The 17,884-nt window shown below is 71.6% G+C and carries 14 protein-coding genes; 9 read left to right on the top strand and 5 right to left on the bottom strand.

The window, feature by feature from the left end:
- Window positions 1-9 precede the first annotated feature (9 nt).
- Window positions 10-1,515 carry a sodium:solute symporter family protein gene (locus AA23TX_RS30830; protein WP_155546271.1) on the bottom strand — a complete coding sequence of 502 codons (1,506 nt, stop codon included), beginning with the start codon at window positions 1,513-1,515 and terminating at the stop codon, window positions 10-12.
- A 159-nt stretch (window positions 1,516-1,674) separates the two neighbouring features.
- Between AA23TX_RS30830 and AA23TX_RS30825 the strand changes: the two genes are divergently transcribed.
- The 3 genes from AA23TX_RS30825 to AA23TX_RS30815 are packed head-to-tail and all read left to right on the top strand — an operon-like array spanning window position 1,675 to window position 4,258.
- Window positions 1,675-2,487, top strand: coding sequence for an IclR family transcriptional regulator (locus AA23TX_RS30825; RefSeq protein ID WP_155546270.1), 813 nt, complete (start codon window positions 1,675-1,677; stop codon window positions 2,485-2,487).
- A gap of 26 nt (window positions 2,488-2,513) precedes the next feature.
- A complete protein-coding gene (locus AA23TX_RS30820) occupies window positions 2,514-3,320 on the top strand; it encodes an NAD-dependent epimerase/dehydratase family protein (protein WP_155546269.1) in 807 nt (268 codons plus the stop codon).
- A gap of 35 nt (window positions 3,321-3,355) precedes the next feature.
- Entirely contained in the window at window positions 3,356-4,258 is a 903-nt protein-coding gene (locus AA23TX_RS30815) for an aminoglycoside phosphotransferase/kinase family protein (protein ID WP_196425598.1), read from the top strand.
- Window positions 4,259-4,293: 35 nt separating this feature from the next.
- Here the strand turns inward: AA23TX_RS30815 and AA23TX_RS30810 are convergent, their stop codons facing one another.
- Window positions 4,294-4,911: a TetR/AcrR family transcriptional regulator gene (locus AA23TX_RS30810; protein WP_155546268.1), complete on the bottom strand. Its 618-nt coding sequence runs from the start codon at window positions 4,909-4,911 to the stop codon at window positions 4,294-4,296.
- 68 nt (window positions 4,912-4,979) lie between these two features.
- Between AA23TX_RS30810 and AA23TX_RS30805 the strand changes: the two genes are divergently transcribed.
- From AA23TX_RS30805 to AA23TX_RS30780, 6 genes are all read left to right on the top strand, one after another.
- Complete coding sequence (locus AA23TX_RS30805) at window positions 4,980-5,618, top strand: MSMEG_1061 family FMN-dependent PPOX-type flavoprotein (protein ID WP_155546267.1); 639 nt, start codon at window positions 4,980-4,982, stop codon at window positions 5,616-5,618.
- Between the two features lie 2 nt (window positions 5,619-5,620).
- Window positions 5,621-6,505 carry a PDR/VanB family oxidoreductase gene (locus AA23TX_RS30800; protein WP_155546266.1) on the top strand — a complete coding sequence of 295 codons (885 nt, stop codon included), beginning with the start codon at window positions 5,621-5,623 and terminating at the stop codon, window positions 6,503-6,505.
- Entirely contained in the window at window positions 6,505-7,299 is a 795-nt protein-coding gene (locus tag AA23TX_RS30795) for a siderophore-interacting protein (RefSeq protein WP_155546265.1), read from the top strand. Before AA23TX_RS30800 ends, AA23TX_RS30795 begins: the two co-directional genes overlap by 1 nt.
- Window positions 7,300-7,468: 169 nt before the next feature.
- A complete protein-coding gene (locus AA23TX_RS30790; RefSeq protein WP_155546264.1) occupies window positions 7,469-8,344 on the top strand; it encodes a helix-turn-helix domain-containing protein in 876 nt (291 codons plus the stop codon).
- Between the two features lie 76 nt (window positions 8,345-8,420).
- The gene (locus AA23TX_RS30785; RefSeq protein ID WP_155546263.1) at window positions 8,421-10,172 is read left to right on the top strand and encodes a maleylacetate reductase and hydroxyquinol 1,2-dioxygenase domain-containing protein; all 1,752 of its coding nucleotides are present in this window, start codon (window positions 8,421-8,423) and stop codon (window positions 10,170-10,172) included.
- A complete protein-coding gene (locus AA23TX_RS30780; RefSeq protein ID WP_155546262.1) occupies window positions 10,169-11,911 on the top strand; it encodes an FAD-dependent monooxygenase in 1,743 nt (580 codons plus the stop codon). Before AA23TX_RS30785 ends, AA23TX_RS30780 begins: the two co-directional genes overlap by 4 nt.
- Window positions 11,912-12,064: 153 nt before the next feature.
- Here the strand turns inward: AA23TX_RS30780 and AA23TX_RS30775 are convergent, their stop codons facing one another.
- From AA23TX_RS30775 to AA23TX_RS30765, 3 genes are all read right to left on the bottom strand, one after another.
- Window positions 12,065-13,042: a peptidylprolyl isomerase gene (locus AA23TX_RS30775; RefSeq protein WP_155546261.1), complete on the bottom strand. Its 978-nt coding sequence runs from the start codon at window positions 13,040-13,042 to the stop codon at window positions 12,065-12,067.
- A 201-nt stretch (window positions 13,043-13,243) separates the two neighbouring features.
- Window positions 13,244-15,520, bottom strand: a complete 2,277-nt coding sequence (locus tag AA23TX_RS30770; protein WP_155546260.1) for a glycosyl hydrolase family 95 catalytic domain-containing protein — start codon at window positions 15,518-15,520, stop codon at window positions 13,244-13,246.
- Between the two features lie 25 nt (window positions 15,521-15,545).
- Window positions 15,546-17,837 (bottom strand): glycosyl hydrolase family 95 catalytic domain-containing protein, encoded by a 2,292-nt coding sequence (locus AA23TX_RS30765; protein ID WP_155546259.1) that lies wholly within the window; start codon window positions 17,835-17,837, stop codon window positions 15,546-15,548.
- Window positions 17,838-17,884 lie beyond the last annotated feature (47 nt).

Raw genomic sequence — 17,884 nt, 5'->3', positions numbered from 1 at the left:
GGCCAGGCGTCAGGCGGGCACGGTCGTGCCTTCCTTCTTGCGGTCGACGTCGTCGTCGGTGTTCACGGTGTCGACGATTTCATCGGCCGCCGCGCTCCGCTCGGGCGCGAGCAGGCCGAGGCCGACGTACAGGGCGAGCGAGACCAGGATCGGCGTGGCGACGAGGACCGTCTGGTTCGCGGTGAAGACGTAGTAGCAGAGCCCGTAGGCGATCAGGCCGCCCGCCCAGGAGACCAGCGCCGCGCGCGGGCCGCACTTGCGGAACCACGGCAGCATGCCCAGCAGCAGCGGGATCGAGATCGGGCCCATCAGCGCGGCGACCCAGTTGACGACGATCTGCAGCACGCCGCCGAGGTTCTGCGCCTGCGTGGCCACGAGCATCGTCAGCGCGACGAAGACCACCGTGGTGATCCGGGCCGCCTTCAGGCCCTGGACGTCGGTCCACTGCCGGGTGCGGCGGACCATCGCCGGGATCATGTCGCGGGTGATCACCGCGGAGATCGCGTTGGCGTCGGAGGAGACCATCGCCATGGTGTGCGAGAAGATCCCGGCCAGCACCAGGCCGACCAGGCCCGGCGGCAGGAACGTCGTGGTCATGATCGCGTAGGACTGCGTCGGGTCCTTGATGCCGGGGATGAGCAGCGGCGCCGCGAACATCGGGAACATCAGCACCAGCGGCCACACGAGGTACAGCGCGGACGAAAGCCGCGCGCCGCGCCGGGCTTCGTGGGTGTTCGGCGCCGCCATGTAGCGCTGCGCCAGGTTCCACATGCCTCCGTTGTACTCCAGCGTCTTCACGAGCACGTAAACGAGCAAGAAGATGGTGGTGTACTTGGACGTCACCGGGTCGAGGTGGTTCTCCGGCAGCTTGTCCCACATCGTCCAGAGCGCGGAGATCCCGCCCAGCTTGCCCAGCACCACGACGATCATCACGATCGCGGCGATGCCCTGGATGACGAACTGGCCGAAGTCGGTGAGCGCGTCGGCCCACAGCCCGCCGATGGTGCAGTAGACGAGGGTGACCGCGCCGGTGATGAGGATGCCGAGGTTGTAGTCGAGGCCGGCGAAGACGTGCAGCAGCGTCGCGACGGCGAACCACTTGGCCGCGATGTCGAAGATCTTCAGCAGGCTGCCGCTCCAGGCGAGCGCCTGCTGCGTCGGCACGTTGTACCGCTTGGCCAGGTACTCCAGCGGCGACGCGACGCCGAGCTTCGAGCGCAGCCGGTTCCAGCGCGCGGCGAACAGCCAGCTGCCGATGCCCACGCCGATGCCGATGCTGGCGAAGCCCCAGAAGTACACGGTGACGCCGCTGGTGTACGCGACGCCCGCGTACGCGACGAAGAGCACGGCGCTGTAGCCGGACATGTGGTGCGAGATGCCGGCCAGCCACCACGGCATCTTGCCGCCGGCCGTGAAGAAGTCCTTCACGTCGCTGACCCGTTTGTGCGACCACCAGCCGATCACGATCATCAGCGCGAAGTACGCGCAGACCATCGCCCAGTCGAGTGCGTGCACCGCAGGCTCCTTTCCGCGTCCACAGTGATGCGGTCTCGAACGAGATGTTCACATCCATGAACGGAGTCTGTTATAGTGATTATGTTCATCCATAAGAACGTTGTTCGGGACGCTAATATGGCCGGAGTCACAAGTCAACGGCCGGACGGAGGCACACAAATGCCGCAGAAGGTGGACAATCCGGACGCCCGAGCGGACGGTGCCCCCGCCGAATCCTCGGGAGTGAAGTCCGCGCGGCGCGCGGTCGACCTCATCGAGACCTTCGCGGCGAACGACGTCTGGCTGTCGCTTTCGGACCTGCACGCGCGCACGGGCTTCCCGCGCTCGTCGCTGCACGGCCTGCTGCGGACGCTGCTGGAGGCCGGCTGGCTGGAGGCGGACACCAACACGGCCCGCTACCGCCTCGGCGTCCGCGCGCTGATCTGCGGCACGGCGTACCTGGACCGCGACGCCGTCGTCCCGTTCGCCACCGAAGCGCTGGAGCGCATCCGGGAGAAGACCGGCTTCACCGCGCACTTCGCGCGGCGCAACGGCACCGAGGTCGTCTACCTGGAGACGCGCGAGTCGCAGCGCTCCACGCACCTCGTCTCCCGCGTCGGGCGCACGCTGCCCACGCACGCGACCGCGCTGGGCAAGGCGCTCCTGGCCGAGCTGACGCACGACGAGATCGAAGCGTTGATGCCCGCGACGCTGCCGCCGCTGACTCCCAACACCATCACTTCGCTCGAAGCCCTGCACGCCGAGTGCGCCGCGACGCGCGAGCGCGGGTACGCCGCCGAGATCGAAGAAGGCACGCTCGGTGTCCGCTGCGTCGCCGCGGTGATCCCCTACCGGATCCCGGGCACCGACGCGATCAGCTGCTCGATGCCGATCTCCCAGGTGACCGACGCCGACGCGCAGCGCGTCGGCGAGCTGCTCGCCGAAACCACCGCCGAGCTCGGGCAGCAGCTGCGCCGGGCCGGAATTCGCTGACCGCCGCCCTTATCGAGAGGAACACAATGACGGACCAGCGTGTGCTCATCACCGGGTCGGCGGGTGTCGTCGGCACCCTGATGCGGCCCCGCTTGAAGCGCGACGGCCGGGTGCTGCGCCTGCTCGACCTGGCGCCGCAGACGGCGTCGGACGCCTCCGAAGAGATCGTCACGGCTTCGGTGACCGACGCCGAGGCGATGGCATCGGCGTGCGAAGGCGTCGACGCGCTGATCCACCTCGGCGGGCACAGCCGCGAGAACTCGTGGGAAGCGACCCTCGACGTCAACATCAACGGCACGCAGACGGTCCTGGAGGCGGCCCGCGCGGCGGGGGTGTCGCGCGTGATCCTGGCGTCGAGCAACCACGCGGTCGGCTTCCGCCGCAACGACTCCGACCTCCCGGCGGACTCGTCGCCGCGGCCGGACACGTACTACGGCGTGTCGAAGGCGGCGATCGAGGCGCTGGGGAGCCTGTACCACTCGCGCTTCGGCATGGACGTGATCGTGATCCGGATCGGCTCGTGCTTCGAGACACCGTTGCCGCTGGGCCCGCGCGGCCTGACGACGTGGCTGTCCCCGGACGACGGCGCGCGGCTGTTCGAGGCCTGCCTGTCGGCGCCGTCGCCGGGGTACCGGCTGATCTGGGGCGTCTCGGACAACACGCGCCGGATCTACTCCCTGTCGGAGGCGGAAGCGCTGGGGTACAAGTCGCTGGACGACGCGGAGGTGTACGCCGAGCAGCTGGCATCGAAGCCGGCGCCGACGGGCGCGGCGGCCGAGTACGTCGGCGGGCCGTTCTGCACCGCTCCCCTGGGCGTCTTCAACCCGCTCTGACGGTCTTGCGGAGCTGCTCGGCGAAGGATTGTTGCGTGGACTGGCTGTCACCCTGGTGCGTCGAGCAGCTCGGAGCCGGGCCGGTCGAGGTGCTGTTCGAGCGGACGTCCCTTTCGGCGGTGGCCGGGCTGCGGCTGGCCGACGGCCGGGAGGTCGTGGTGAAGGCGCGGGAGGACGACGGCCGTGCCGGCTCGTGCGTCGCCGCGCAGGCCCGGCTCGCGGACCGGGGGTTCCCGTGCGCCCGGCCGATCACCCCCGTGACCGTCGTCGACGCGCTGGCCGTGCACGCCGAAGAGTCCTTGCCGGGTGGGGAAATGCTGCGCGGTGATTCGCCGGACGTCGCCGTGCGCTGTGCCGCGGTGTTCGCCCGGCTGATGGCCGAGCTGGCCGACGTGACCGTCGCGCCGCCGCTGCCCAACCCGCGCTGGGTGCGCTGGGACCACGGAGGTTCCGGGCTGTGGCCCGCGATCGGGTTCCTCGACGAGCGAGACCAGGGCGCCGTGCCCGCGCACGTCGTCGACACCGCCCGCCGGGCCCGCGAGCGGTTGCTGGCCACCGACCTGCCGTGCGTGCTGGGCCACGCCGACTTCGAAGCCCAGAACCTCCGCTGGCGGGACGGCGAAGTGCTGGCCGTGCACGACTGGGACAGCCTCGCCTGGCAACCGGAAGCGGCACTCGTGGGCGCGGCTTCCGGCGCGTTCGCCAGTGCCACGCCGCCAACACTCCCTCCGATCGAGAGCTCCGAGGCTTTCCTGACGGCCTACCAGGACCTCCGGGGCCGCCGGTTCACCGCGGCGGAGCGGGAAACCGCCTGGGCGGCCGGCCTGTGGACGGCCGCGCACAACGCCCGTTGGGAAGCCCTGCACGGCGATCCCCCGGTGTCCGGCGAGGCCGTCCGCGCCCAGGCGGCGGAACGACTCCGCCGGGCGAGCGCCTGACCGCCCTTGGGCAACCCGTGGGCTCGCCTGCCGGTTCACCCCCTGACGTAGCGCGTCAGCATCGCGACCATCTCGTCCTCCAGCCGATCCGCGTCGACCGGCTCGTGGTCGGCCACGAGCTGGTGGATCACCAGCTCGACCGTCGTGACGATCAGCCGCGCGGCCGTCTCGGTGTCGGCGACCCGGACCTCGGGGTGCTCCTCCAGGAGCGCCCGCATGTAGGCCTCCAGGGACCGCTTCATCCGTTCGGCCTTCTCCAGCAGCTCGTTCGTCTGCGGCGCCTGCTCCCGCAGCATCCGCAGCAAGCGGGGTTCGCCGAGGTGGGATTCGATCGCACCGCGGATGAAGACGCGGAAGACCTGGTCGATCGGGCCGGGCAGCTGCTCCCGCTGGACCCGCTCGACGATGGCCATGCCGTCGTCGAGGTGGCGGACCAGCAGCTCGGCGAGGATCGCGTCCTTGTTCGGGAAGTACTGGTACAGCGAGCCGATGGAGATCCCGGCCTGCTCGGCGATGCGGTTGGTGGTGCCGGCGGCGTAGCCGTGTTCGCCGAAAACGTGAGCAGCCGCGGTCAGGATCCGCTGGCGGGTCAGCTCGGCGCGGACCTGGCGCGGCTGTTTACGTGGCTGGATGCGGCGCTGGTCCGATGACACGGCGCTCCCCTCCGCGCGCCTCGAAAAGCGAGTAGCGCAAGACCTGAATATTTGCTCATAATTATGGCATGACCAGCACAAATACGCTGAGCACTCGGTACCGGCGGGTCTCCATGGCCGAGGTCAGGAACCGACTGGGCGCCCCCGAAGAGATGATCGAGGGCAAGAAGCTCGACCACGTCGACAAGCACGCCCGCCGCTTCATCGCGCACGCCCCGTTCCTCGCGTTGGCCACCGCCGATGCGACCGGCCGCACGGACTGCTCACCCCGCGGCGACTACCCGGGCTTCGTGAAGGTCCTCGACGAGCACACGCTCGCGCTGCCCGACCGGCCCGGCAACAAGATCGCCGACTCGTTCCGCAACATCGCCGAGAACGACGGCGTCGGCCTGATGTTCCTCATCCCCGGCATGCGGGAGGTGCTGCGCGTCAACGGAAGCGCGTACGTCACCGACGACCCGGACGTGCTCGCCCGCATGCGCACCGAGGCCAAGGCGCCGATGCTGGCCATCATCGTCGAGGTCGCCGAAGCGTACTTCCACTGCGGCCGGGCGCTGCTGCGGTCGAGGCTGTGGGACCCCGCCAGCCAGGCGCTGGCCGCGGAGATGCCGTCGGCCGGCGAGATCGTCACCGACCAGCTGCGCGTGGCCGTCGACCCGGCGGTGTTCGACCAGATCCTCGAAGACAGCTACCGGAAGTTGTACTGATCATGCAGAAAACGATGCTGGAGAGCGTCGAGCACGTCGCCGATGACGTCGTCTCGCTGGTGCTTCGCGGGGACGAAGGGCCACTGGAAGCGTGGGAGCCGGGTGCGCACATCGACCTGGCGCTGCCGAACTGGCTGACGCGGCAGTACTCGCTGTGCGGCGACCCCGGCGACCTTTCGGCGTACCGGATCGCGGTCCGGCTCGATCCGCTGAGCCGGGGCGGGTCGGAGTACATCCACTGGTACCTCAGCCCGGGCCGGACGCTCGAAGTCTCCTCGCCGCGCAACCACTTCCCGCTCGTTCCCGCGCCGGAATACCTGTTCCTGGCGGGCGGGATCGGGATCACGCCGATCGTGCCGATGCTGCGCGCGGCCGTCGCCGCCGGGGCCGCCGCTTCGCTAGTCTACGTGGGACGGTCGGCTTCGACCATGCCCTTCGCGGCGGAACTCGTTGCCACGTATGGCGAACGCGTGTCTCTGTTCTCCCATGACCGGCCGGATCTGGCTTCTTTCGCGGAGTTCGCGGGTGAGGTCTACTGCTGCGGACCGGCGTCGATGCTCGCCGCGGCGGAAGCGGTGTTCCCGCGGGTGCACGCCGAACGCTTCGAGCCCACCCGCCGCGTTTTCGGCCCCGACACGCCGTTCGAAGTGGTGTGCGCCCGGTCCGGGTCGACGATCCAGGTGCCGGCCGACGAGTCCCTGCTCGACGCGCTGAACCACGCCGGAAAGCCGGTGCCGTCCGGATGCCGCGAAGGGGTCTGCGGGAGCTGCGAGCTGTCGGTGCTCGACGGCGAACCCGAGCACCGCGACGACATCGGCGCCCCCGCGGGGCGGATGTACGCGTGCGTGTCGCGGGCGTCGTCGCCGCGGCTCGTGCTGGACGTTTGATGATCCCGAAGGTGCGTCGCCCCGCGTCGCGACGGATGATCACCCTCGAAGTCCTGGCGAACACCGCGCCCAGCCCGGCGTTCCGGACGATCACCCTCGGCGGGCCGTCGCTCGGCGACCTGGAGGTGGCGGGCGACGACCAGGCCGTGCGGCTGTTCTTCCCGCGAGTGGGCCAGGACGGGCTGCGGATGCCGACCCTGGACAACGAGGGCTGGATGGCCGAGGTGCTGCTGCTGCCGAAGTCACGCCGTCCCTGGGTGCGCAACTACACGGTCCGGCGCGCGCGGCCGGGTGAGATCGACATCGAGTTCGCGCTGCACGACGGCGACGCCCCGGCGGCCGAATGGGCCCGGCGCGCGCGTCCCGGCGACCCGGCGGGCATCTTCGACCTGGGCGTGAGCTACCTGCCGCCGCCCGGGGTGGCGTGGCAGCTGCTGGCCGGGGACGAGAGCGCGGTGCCGGCGATCCTGGCGATCCTCGAGAGCGCCGCGGACGACCTGGTGGCCGAGGTGTTCCTGGAGGTGCCTTCGGCCGCGGACGTCCGGGTCGTTCCGGCACCGCCCGGGGTGCGGGTGCACTGGCTGCCGCGGCCCCGGCCGGGCCGCCCGGGGGTCCTGGCGCTGGAGACGGTCGTCGCGGCCGACCTGCCACCGGGGCGGGCTTATGCGTGGGTGGCCGGCGAGGCCGCGCTGGCCACCGGGATCCGCCGTCACCTGGTGCGGGACCGCGGCTGGGCGAAGTCCGACATCGCGTTCCTGGGCTACTGGCGCCACGGCCGTTCCGCCCCGGGCTGACACCGACGGACGACACGCGTACCCGAAGAGTCGGCTCGCGAGTCGTCCATCCAGGCACGCGAGTCGTCCGTCTGGGTACGCGAGATGGCTGTCCAGGCGAGTACGTAGGCCCGCCCACGGACGAGGTTCGCGTACCATCGCGAGCAGCCTCGACGTCGAGGAGGCAGGCGTGGGCGAACTCGGGCTGACCGACACCAACGGCATCCTCGCGCTGCCCTGGGTCCGGCCCGAACGCACCAGCGCGGGGCTCGGCTGGGACCGGGTCTACGTCTCCCGGCAGCGGGAACGTCCTTACCGCGCCGAGTTCGCGCCCGCCCGCAGCCACCAGCTGATCCTGCACCTCGACGGGCCGGTGACGGTCCGGCGCGGCGTCGGGACCCCGCGCGAACGCAGCCGCCGGATGCCCGCCGGCGGCCTGTTCCTGCAGCCGTCGCACGCCGACCTGTCGGTCGAGCTCGGCGGGGAGCTCGAGACCGTGCACGTCTACGTCGCCGACGACGCCGTGCAGGAAGCCGCCGGCGACCACGCGCCCGTGCGGCTCGCCGAGGAGCTCGGCAGCTCCGACCCCCTGCTCGAACAGCTGGTGCTCAGCCTCGACGGCGTCGTCCGCGACTGGGAACCGAGCGCCCGCACCTACGCCGACCAGCTGGGCGCGCTCGTCGCGGCGCAGCTGGTCCGCCGCCACCACGCCGGCCCCGCCCACGAGCCCGGCCCGGCGCGCGGCCTGTCCGACCGGCAGTTCACGCGCGTCCGCGACCTGATGGCGGAACGCCTGGCCGAGCCGGTGCCCCTGGCGGAGCTGGCCGCACTCGCCGGGCTGAGCGTGAGCCAGTTTTCGCGGCAGTTCAAGGCCCGCACGGGCCTGCCCCCGCACCGGTTCCTGCTGCGGCTGCGGGTGGAGCAGGCCGGGCTGCTGCTGCGCACCGGCGACGACCCGATCGCCGAGATCGCGGCCCGCTGCGGCTTCTCCCACCAGGAACACCTGACGCGGGTGCTGCGCGCCCAGCTCGGCACGACCCCGGCCGCACTGCGCCGGGCAGGCTGACCCGACGCGCGTTTCGTGCCGTCGCGCAGCACGAACGTGCAGGACCGCGCACCCCGGCAGCCGGATACTCCCTCGCATGACCTCGTTCACCTACGCCGCGAACCCCGTCCGGGTGGTCTTCGGTTCGCTCGACGCCGTCGGTGCCGAAGCCGACCTGCTCGGCCTCCGGCGGGTCCTGCTGGTCGGCCGCCCGCGGTACGCCGACCGCGCCGCCGAAGCGCTCGGCCCGCGGCTGGCCGCGCGCTTCGAAGACGCCGCGATGCACACGCCGGTCGACGTCACCGAGCGCGCGCTCAAGGTCGTCGCGGAGTACGACGTCGACGGCGTGGTCGCGATCGGCGGCGGCTCGGCCACCGGGCTGGCCAAGGCGATCGCGCTGCGGACCGGCCTGCCTCAGCTGATCGTCCCGACGACGTACGCGGGTTCCGAGCTGACGTCGGTCCTGGGCCAGACCGAAGACGGCCGCAAGACCACCCAGCGGACCCCGGAGGTCCGGCCCGAGACCGTGCTCTACGACGTCGAGCTGACGCTTTCCCTTCCGGCGGCGGTCTCGGCGGCCAGCGGCCTCAACGCGCTCGCCCACGCCGTCGAGGCCCGCTACGCCCCCGACGCGAACCCGATGACCGATCTGCTCGCCGCCGAGGCGGTGAAGCTCCTCACGAGCGCGCTGCCGCGTATCGCGAAAGATCCGTCCGATGTGGACGCTCGCACCGACGCCCTGCGCGGCGCCTGGCTGGCCGGCACGTGCCTCGACGCCGTCACGATGGGCCTGCACCACCGGCTCTGCCACTTCCTCGGCGGCAAGTTCGGCCTGCCGCACGCGGAGACGCACGCCGTCCTCCTCCCGTACGTCATGGCCCACCAGGGACTCGAGGACGCCGGCGAGATCTTCGAACTCGCCGCGAGCCTCCCGATCCCGCATTCGCTGGCCGAACTCGGCCTCACCGAAGCGGACATCGCGGACGAGCCGGAAGCAGACCTGCTCCGCGCGGCGATCACCGGCACCCGCCCGGCCGCTCCGCCCAGTCTCAAGGCACTCACGAAACAGGTCGTCGACAGCTTCGCCGCCGCACCGGACCGCATCCGCGAACTCCTCACCGACCTGGTCGAGACGTTGCACGGCTACGCGATCCGCACCGAGCTCACGCAGGACGAGTGGGAGTACGCGATCGGCTTCCTGACCCGGGCCGGGCACATCACCACCGACACCCGGCAGGAGTTCATCCTGCTGTCGGACACGCTCGGCGTGTCGAGCGTCGTCGACGTCCTGACGAACTCACGCACGCCGGACACGACACCGTCGGCCGTGCTCGGCCCGTTCTACGTCGAAGGACCACCCGAGACCCCGCAGGGCGCCGACATCGCGGCGGGGCTCCCGGGCACTCCACTGTGGACCGACATCCGCGTAACCGACACCGACGACCGGCCGGTTCCGGACGCGATCGTCGACGTCTGGCAGTCCAATGAGGACGGTTTCTACGACGTCCAGCTGCCCGACGTCGACGGCCCGGTGCTGCGGGCCCGCTTCCGCACCGACGCCGAGGGCAGGCTGCGCTTCCGGACGATCGTGCCGAGCGCGTACCCCATTCCGGCGGACGGGCCCGTCGGGCAGATGCTCGACGCCGTCGGGCGCCACCCCTACCGGGCCCCGCACGTCCACTTCATGATCGCCAAGCCCGGCTACCGGACGCTGATCACCCAGCTGTTCGTCGCCGGCGGCGAGTACCTCGACTCCGACACGGTGTTCGGCGTCAAGGAAGGCCTGATCGTCGACTTCGCCGAGCAGCGGCTCGAGTTCACCTTCCGGATCTCAGGGAGCAGCGCATGAGCTACGACACCGACGTCATCGTGGTCGGCAGCGGCCCGGCCGGCGGGTCCGCCGCGCTGCTGCTCGCCACCTACGGCGTGCCGACCGTGCTGGCCACCAAGTACGGCTGGACGGCCAACACGCCCCGCGCGCACATCACCAACCAGCGCACCATGGAGGTGCTGCGCGACCTCGGCGTCGAGGACAAGGCCCTCGCCGTCGGCACGCCGCCGGAGCTGATGGGCGACACCGTGCTCTGCACGTCGCTGACGGGGCCGGAGATCGGCCGCATCGCCAGCTGGGGCACCGGCGACTCCTCGGCCGCCGAGTACGCCGCGGCCAGCCCGTGCCACATGATCGACCTGCCGCAGACCTACCTCGAGCCGATCCTGGTGAGCGAGGCCGCCGCCCGCGGCGCGAAACTCCGCCTGGACACGGAGTTCCTGGACTTCACGCAGGACGAAGACGGCGTCACCGCCCGGTTCCGCGACCGCGTGCGCGGCGACGAATTCACGTTGCGCGCCCGGTACCTGATCGGCGCGGACGGCGCGCGCAGCCGGGTCGCCGAGCAGGCCGGCCTGCCGATCGCCGGGCAGACCGGCAAGGCGGGCAGCATGAACATCACGTTCACCGCCGACCTCGCGCCGTACGTCGCGCACCGCCCGAGCGTCCTGTACTGGGTGATGCGGCCGGGCGCGCACCTCGGCGGGATCGGGATGGGCCTGGTCCGGATGGTGCGGCCGTGGAACGAGTGGCTGCTGACCTGGGGTTACGACATCGCGCAAGCGCCGCCGGAGGTCGACGTCGAGGAAGCGACGCGGCTGGTGCGCGACTTGGTCGGCGACGCCTCGCTGGAGGTCGAGATCACCTCGACGTCACTGTGGACGGTCAACCACAACTACGCGACGGAGTACCGCAGCGGCCGGGTGTTCTGCGCCGGGGACGCCGTGCACCGGCACCCGCCGTCCAACGGGCTCGGCTCGAACACCTCGATCCAGGACTCCTACAACCTCGCGTGGAAGCTCGCGATGGTGCTTCGAGGCGAAGCGGGGGAAGGGCTGCTGGACAGCTACAGCGCCGAGCGGGCGCCGGTCGGCAAGCAGATCGTCGACCGGGCGAACCTGAGCCGCGACCAGTTCGGGCCGATCTTCGCGGCGCTGGGCATCGCCGGCGACACCGACGCCGACGGCATCACGGCCGGGCTCGAGACCTGCCTCGCGCCCACCGCCGAGGGCGCGCGGAAACGGCGTGAGCTGGAAAAGGCCATCGAGCTGAAGCACTACGAGTTCAACGCCCACGGCGTCGAGATGGACCAGCGGTACGTCTCGGGCGCGGTGCTGCCCGACGGGGTCGTGAAGCCCGCCGAGCGCGATCCCGAGCTGTTCCACCGGCCGAGCACCGAGCCGGGGGCGAAGCTGCCGCACGCGTGGCTGGTCGGCCCGCACGGGCGCCGGGTGTCCACTTTGGACCTGGTGGGCGGCGGCCGCTGGACGGTGCTCACCGGCCTGACCGGCACGGCGTGGCGCGACGCGGCCGCCAAGGCCGGCGCCGAGCTGGGCCTGGACCTGCGCGCGGTGCGCGTCGGCGACCCCGAAGGTCGCGACGCCTACGGCGACTGGTCCCGGCTGAGCGGCATCGACGAGGCCGGCTGCCTCCTGGTCCGCCCGGACGGTTACGTCGCCTGGCGCCACGCCACGGCAACCCCGCAAGCCACGAACGCACTCCTCACGGCCCTGAAGTCCCTCCTCGACCGTGCGTGAAGGGGCATCACGTGTGATTGGGCGGGCATCACCCGTGATTGAGCGGGCATCACCCGTGTTTGGAGGGGCATCACCGCGATGCCCCGCCAATCACACGTGATGCCCCGCCAATCACACGTGATGCCTCTCTGATCACGGGTGATGCCCCTTCTGTCACGGGGTGGTGACGTGGGTGAAGGTGACCGGGACCGTCGGGGGGCCACTGCCGTCGCCGATGCCGGGGCGGGACGGGTCGATGCCGCCGCGGGCGACGTCGTCCAGGACGCGGAGACCCGCGTCGTCGATGCTGCCGAAGACCGTGTACTCCGGTGAGATCTCGACGTCGCCGAAGACCAGGAAGAACTGGGACCCGCCCGAGTCGGGCTGGGCCGTCTTGGCCATGGCGAGGACGCCGCGGCCGTACGTCAGCTCCGGGAACACCTCGTCGCGGATCGAGTAGCCGGGGCCGCCGGTGCCGTCGCCCACCGGGTCGCCGCACTGGAGCATCTGCAGCCCGGCCGTCACGGACAGCCGGTGGCACGACGTGCCGTCGTAGAACCCCTGCTTCACCAGGCTCACGAAGTTGACCACGGTGCAGGGGGCGAGGGCGCGGTCGAGCGTGAGGCCGATGTCGCCGGCGCTCGTCGCGAGGGACACCGGGACCGTGCCGGACGACGACGCCGGGCCGTCGGGCGGCAGCGCCACCTTCTTCGGCGCCGGCGACGTGGGTTCCGGGGTGAAGGCGCACGTCACCGGGTCGGCCAGGGGCTTGCTGCGCTTCGGCATCGGCGCCCGGGCGCCGGCAGGCAGCGAAACCGGCGCGCTCGTGGTGGCGGTGGTCGGCGACGGGGAGGGCGATGGCGACGACGACGCCGGCCGGGCCCCGGCGACCCCCTTGACGTCCTGCTCGCGCAGGAAACCGGGATAGCCCCAGGCGAGGAAGGCCAGCGCCATCAGGATGACGACGACGACCGACCCGACGATCAGCACGACGGCGGCGGGCGAGGTCCGCCTCGGCGGCACCGGCGGCTGCCACTGCGGGTACTGGAAGAACTGCTGGTAGTGCTGCGGGCCGCCCGGACCGGGCGGCGGCGTTGCCCCGTCCGGCCTGCCCCCGTCCGGCCGCTGCCCCGGCACCCCCGGCTCGCTCATCCCCGCTCCCCTCGTCAGCCGCCCATTGTGCCGCGAACGACTGCGCCCCGGGCGGGAATCCGGGAAGAAGGACGAAGCGGACGGCGGGTGAGGCCCGCCATCCCCACCCGACAACCGACCGGGCGCAGGCAGCCGCCGCTCTGCCCGTCCCCGCGACCGGCGGCGACCCGCCCCAGCGCTGACAGCCGCCTGCTCAGCTCCTCACGGCAGCCCCCACGGTGCGCTCGCTCCGCCGGGGGCGACCGGGCGCACCCCGAAGTCCGGCCGGTCCCCCTTCCGGTACACGAAGGCGTCCTCGCCCCGGTCCAGCTCCACCTGGACGTCGCCGTTGCCCAGCCGCCGCCACCGGCGCGCGCGGCCACGGGCGTCCGTCACCGTCAGCTCTCCCTCGATGCCCGGCCGCAGCACGCAGGGCGCTCCCGCTTCGCTGTGCACCTTCAGCCAGCGCGTCTTCCCACCCGACCGGGACGCGCTCAGCAGGAACGCGCCCTCGGTCCGGAAGTCCCGCAGCGCGATGTCGCCCCAGGCCGCGGGCACCGCCGGGAACAGCCGGACGACGCCGCCCCAGCTCTGGACCAGCATGTCCTGCATGGACTTCGCCGCCGACAGCGGCGTCTCGATGACCGGCCCCGACTCCTTGTACATCGTGTTCGGCTGGATGTACCGGCGCTGCAGCTCGCCGAGGTAGAACGCCGCCTGCTCGCCGCGCAGCATCTGGGCCGAGATCGACGCCGCGCCGGTGAACGTGTACCCCTGCAGCGCACCCTCGAAGCCGACCCAGTGGTTCAGCGACGTCTCGATGATCGCCCGGTGCTCCGGCTGCTCCCACGTGACGTCGTAGAGCGGGTAGATCTGCAGCATGTGCGAGTAGTGCCGGTGCGACTTCGCGAACGGCACGCCGGCGCCGATCATGTACCCGTTGACGTCGGCCGGGTAGTCCACCAGCGTCGCCAGGACGTCCCGCCAGCGAGGCGCCAGCGGGTCACCCGGCGCCGTCTGCAGCAGTGTCTTGCAGCCCCAGCGGATCAGCGAGAGGTCGTAGTTGCAGTCCGGGGCGTCGACGCCGTACTCGGGCGAGAACGTCGGCGGCAGGTGCAGCTTCCCGTCCGGGCCCGGTGCGAGGAAGTGCAGGTAGTAGTTGATCGCCTTGCGCAGCAACGGGAACAGCGTGTCCCGCAGCAGCGCGGCGTTCATCGTGTGCCGGTAGGACAGCCACACGTTGTGCAGCGCCCACGTCAGGTTGCCGACCTCCGGCGTCGGCGGGTCCTGCCCCGGGACGCCGACGGGGAACCCGCTCGTGGCGTTCGAGACGCCGTTGAGCAGCGTCATGTCGGTCGTGCGCGGGATGCCCGCCGAGTCGGCCTGGTACGGCGTCGCCACCTGGCTGCTGAGATTCGCGCGGTACTTGTCGAGGGCGTGGCTGACGGCGTCCAGCTCGAGGTGGTTGGAACCGTGGATGAGCCAGTACTCGAGCTGGACGTTGAGGTTCCACCACGTCGCCGGCCACGGCGTGTTCTCCAGCCACGGCCCGGACGTCGCCATCACCGGCGCCTCCCGCCGGGCCGCCGACGCGACCTTGTACAGCTGGATCCAGTAGAAGCTCTGCAGCCGGGTGTCCGGAATGGACAGGAAGCTCGCCCGGTAGTGGTCGTGCCACCAGCGCCGGTGGTCCGGGGTCAGCGCGGCGAACGAAGAAACCCGGCGCACGGTCCCCAGTGCCCGCGCCACCGACGTCTTCGCCGGGTGCGACCACGCCACCGACGTGTACAGCGTGCGCGCGCCGCCGCGGGTCACCTCCCGCCAGGCCGTCACGTGCTCGCCGCCGGCCAGCAGCGGCTGGACGGCCAGCCGCGCGTCGCCGCTGCCGCTGAGCTGCACCGGCGGGTTCGCGGTGTAGCCGGCGGGCGGCGGCTTGTTCCACACCGGGTCGGCGCGCGGGCTGACCGCGGCCGCCGGGTGGAACACCCACTTGAACCCGCGTTCCCCTTCCGACGGCCGGATCTCGACGGCCAGCAGCGGCTGTCCGGTGTGGACGATCGCGCGCAGGCTCAGGCTGCCGGCCGCGGTCGTGATCGTGCCGGTCAGCTCGGCGTTCCACAGGTCCATCCGCCAGTCGATCGCGGTGATCGCGCCGACCGGTTCGAGGGTGAAGTACCCGATCGGCAGCCGCGCCAGGCCGAAAAGCGAGCCGAACTCCGGGCGGTGGTCCTGGACCTGGCTGTGCTGGACGTTGAAGCGGATCGCGTTCTGCCCGGGCTCGGCGTAGATACCCGAGCCGAGGAACCCGTTGCCCAGGAACGGGCCCTCGTACCAGGTCTTCGGCAGCCGCCGCCAGTACAGGTCCGCCGTGCCGAGGAACCCGGCCCAGCCGAAGTCGTCGCTGCCGGGTGTGTCGGCGAACGCGGGCGTGACGCCCGCCGCGCCGGCCGCGATCCCGGCGAGCGCACCGCCGAGCACGGTTCTGCGGGTGATGTCCATGGCGACCTCCTTGTCGACAGCGGATTCAGCTCGGCAGGCCCCACGCCGGGGCCGGGCCGAGGGCGGGGACGTCGCGGGGCGCGCAGTCCGGTCGGCCGCCGCGCGGGGTGACGACGGCGGTCCCGCCGCGCCGCAGCCCGATCGCGATCCGGCCGGGCCCGGCCGGGCGCCACGGCAGCCGCCGGCCGTGCTCGTCGCGGACGTCGACGTCCCCGGCGACGCCGTGCTGCAGCACCAGCGGCTCGCCGGCTTCGCTGTGCACGCGCACGAACTCCGTCTTCCCGTCGCGGCGGGAGGCGTCCACGAGGAACGCGCCCTCCGCGCGCAGGCCGTCGATCGAGGCGTCGCGCCAGGTCGCCGACACCGACGGGAAGATCTTGAGCACGCCGCCGGACCCCTGCACCAGCATGTCCACCACGGACTGCGCGGCGGTGATCGGGCTTTCGATCGCGAAGTTGGACCCTTCGCGGTACATCGTGTTCGCGGTCAGCTCGGTGTCGGCCACGACGTTGCGGTCGAGGAAGAACTTCAGGTAGCGCAAAGCTTCCTCGGGCGCGTCCATCACCGAAGACATCGACGACGCGGCCGCGTAGCTGTAGCCGTGCCAGGCGGTCTGATCGGCGATCCAGTGCCGGAACGTCCGCGTCATGAGGTCACGATCGCCGGGCGAGTCCCACACCTTCTCCCGCAGCGGGTAGAGCCACAGCAGGTGCGAGAAGTGCCGGTGCGACGCGGACAGCGGGACGCCGTCGCCGATCAGCACGCCGTCGGCCGCGGTTTCGTGGTAGGGCACCAGTTTCGCGCTGATCTCCTGCCAGATCGGGACACGCGGCTCGTTCAGGCGCAGGATCCACGCGGTGTCGACGAGCGTGCGGGCGGCCCATCGGATCAGCGAAAGGTCGTAGGTGCAGTCGGCCGCGTCGGCGTACTCCGGCGAGCGGGTCAGCGGCAGGTGCAGGAACCCGTCCGGGCCGGTGAACAGGAAGTGGCGATAGAAGTTCAGCGCCTTGGCCAGCGTCGGGTACAGGACGTCGCGCAGCACGCGCCGGTCCAGGTGGTGGCGGTAGGCGAGCCAGACGTTGTGCAGGCCCCACAACAGGTTCCCGGTCTGGTCGGTCTTGGACGTCGTCCCGGGGACGCCGACCGAGCGCGTGCCGCCGGGCCGCAGCCGCCAGTCGCCCGGGTGCGAGAGCGCGTAGGTGTCGCCGTCGCGGTAGGCCGGCGGGACGGACGTCTCGAGGTTCGCGTGGTCGCGCCGGAAGGTCTCGGTGACGGCGTCGAGCTCGGGGTGGTTGCTGCTGTTGACGATCGGGTAGGTGACCTGGACGTTGAGGTTCCACCAGACCGCGGTCCAGCTGTTGCCGACCTCGGGGAACCACGGTCCCCACTCGGACACGACCGGCCCGCCCGCCCGCGTGGCGGCCGCGATCTTGTACAGCTGGATCCAGTAGAACCGCTGGACCTGCTTGTCCGGCACCGAAACGAAGCTGCGCCCGTGGTAGTCGTTCCACCAGCGGCGGTGGCGGGCGAGCAGGGCGTCCGGGTTCGCGGCAAGCGCTTTCCGGACGCTCGCGAGGGCGTCCGCCGTGTGCGTCGTGCCCGGGAAGCTGTAGGCGACGGTCGCGGCGAGCAGCCGACGCGCGCCGATCCGGCGTTCGCGCCAGGCCGTCGTGTAGCCGCCTCCGGCGAGCATCGGCTGCGCGCAGTACCCGTCGGCCACTTCGGGCGCGGGGTTCGCGACGTACTCGGGCGGCTTGCGGACGGTGCGGGTGGTCGCCGACTCCAGCGGCTGGAACGCCCACGCCGCGCCGGTCTCCCCCGCGGTCGGCGTCAGCGAGACGAGCAGCACGCCGAGGTCGTTGTGCACGACGGCGGAGAAGGCGACCGAGCCCTGGGTGGTGGTGATCGTGCCGCCGAGCTCGGCGTTGTAGAGGTCGAGCGTCCAGTCGACGGCGGTGATCGCGCCGGCGAGCGTGAGCGTGAGGTAGCCGATCGGCAGCCGGGACAACCCGATGCCGGCCTCCCACTGGATGCGCTGGTCCTGCACCTGGGTGTGGCTCAGCATCACCTTGAGGACCTGCGGCGTCCGACCGGCGTAGACCTGCGCGCCGAGGTAGCCGTTGGCGAGGAACGGGCCTTCCTGCCAGTTCTGGGGGAGCCGCTTCCAGACCATGCGAGCGTCGGCGGCGACGTCCCGGTGCGGGTTCCCGGCGGCCAGCGCCGGCGAAGCCCCCTCGGCCCACAGCCCGCCGAACGCGGCGGCCCCCACCGCGACCGAGGCAGAGCGGAGCACGGTACGCCGCGACACTGCGTCCATGAAGCGTCCTTTCGGATTCATACTACGTTTCGCGAGGTCTGCAGGCG

Source organism: Amycolatopsis camponoti, assembly GCF_902497555.1.
Classification (GTDB): domain Bacteria; phylum Actinomycetota; class Actinomycetes; order Mycobacteriales; family Pseudonocardiaceae; genus Amycolatopsis; species Amycolatopsis camponoti.
This window is presented reverse-complemented; position numbering and strand designations above follow the sequence as displayed.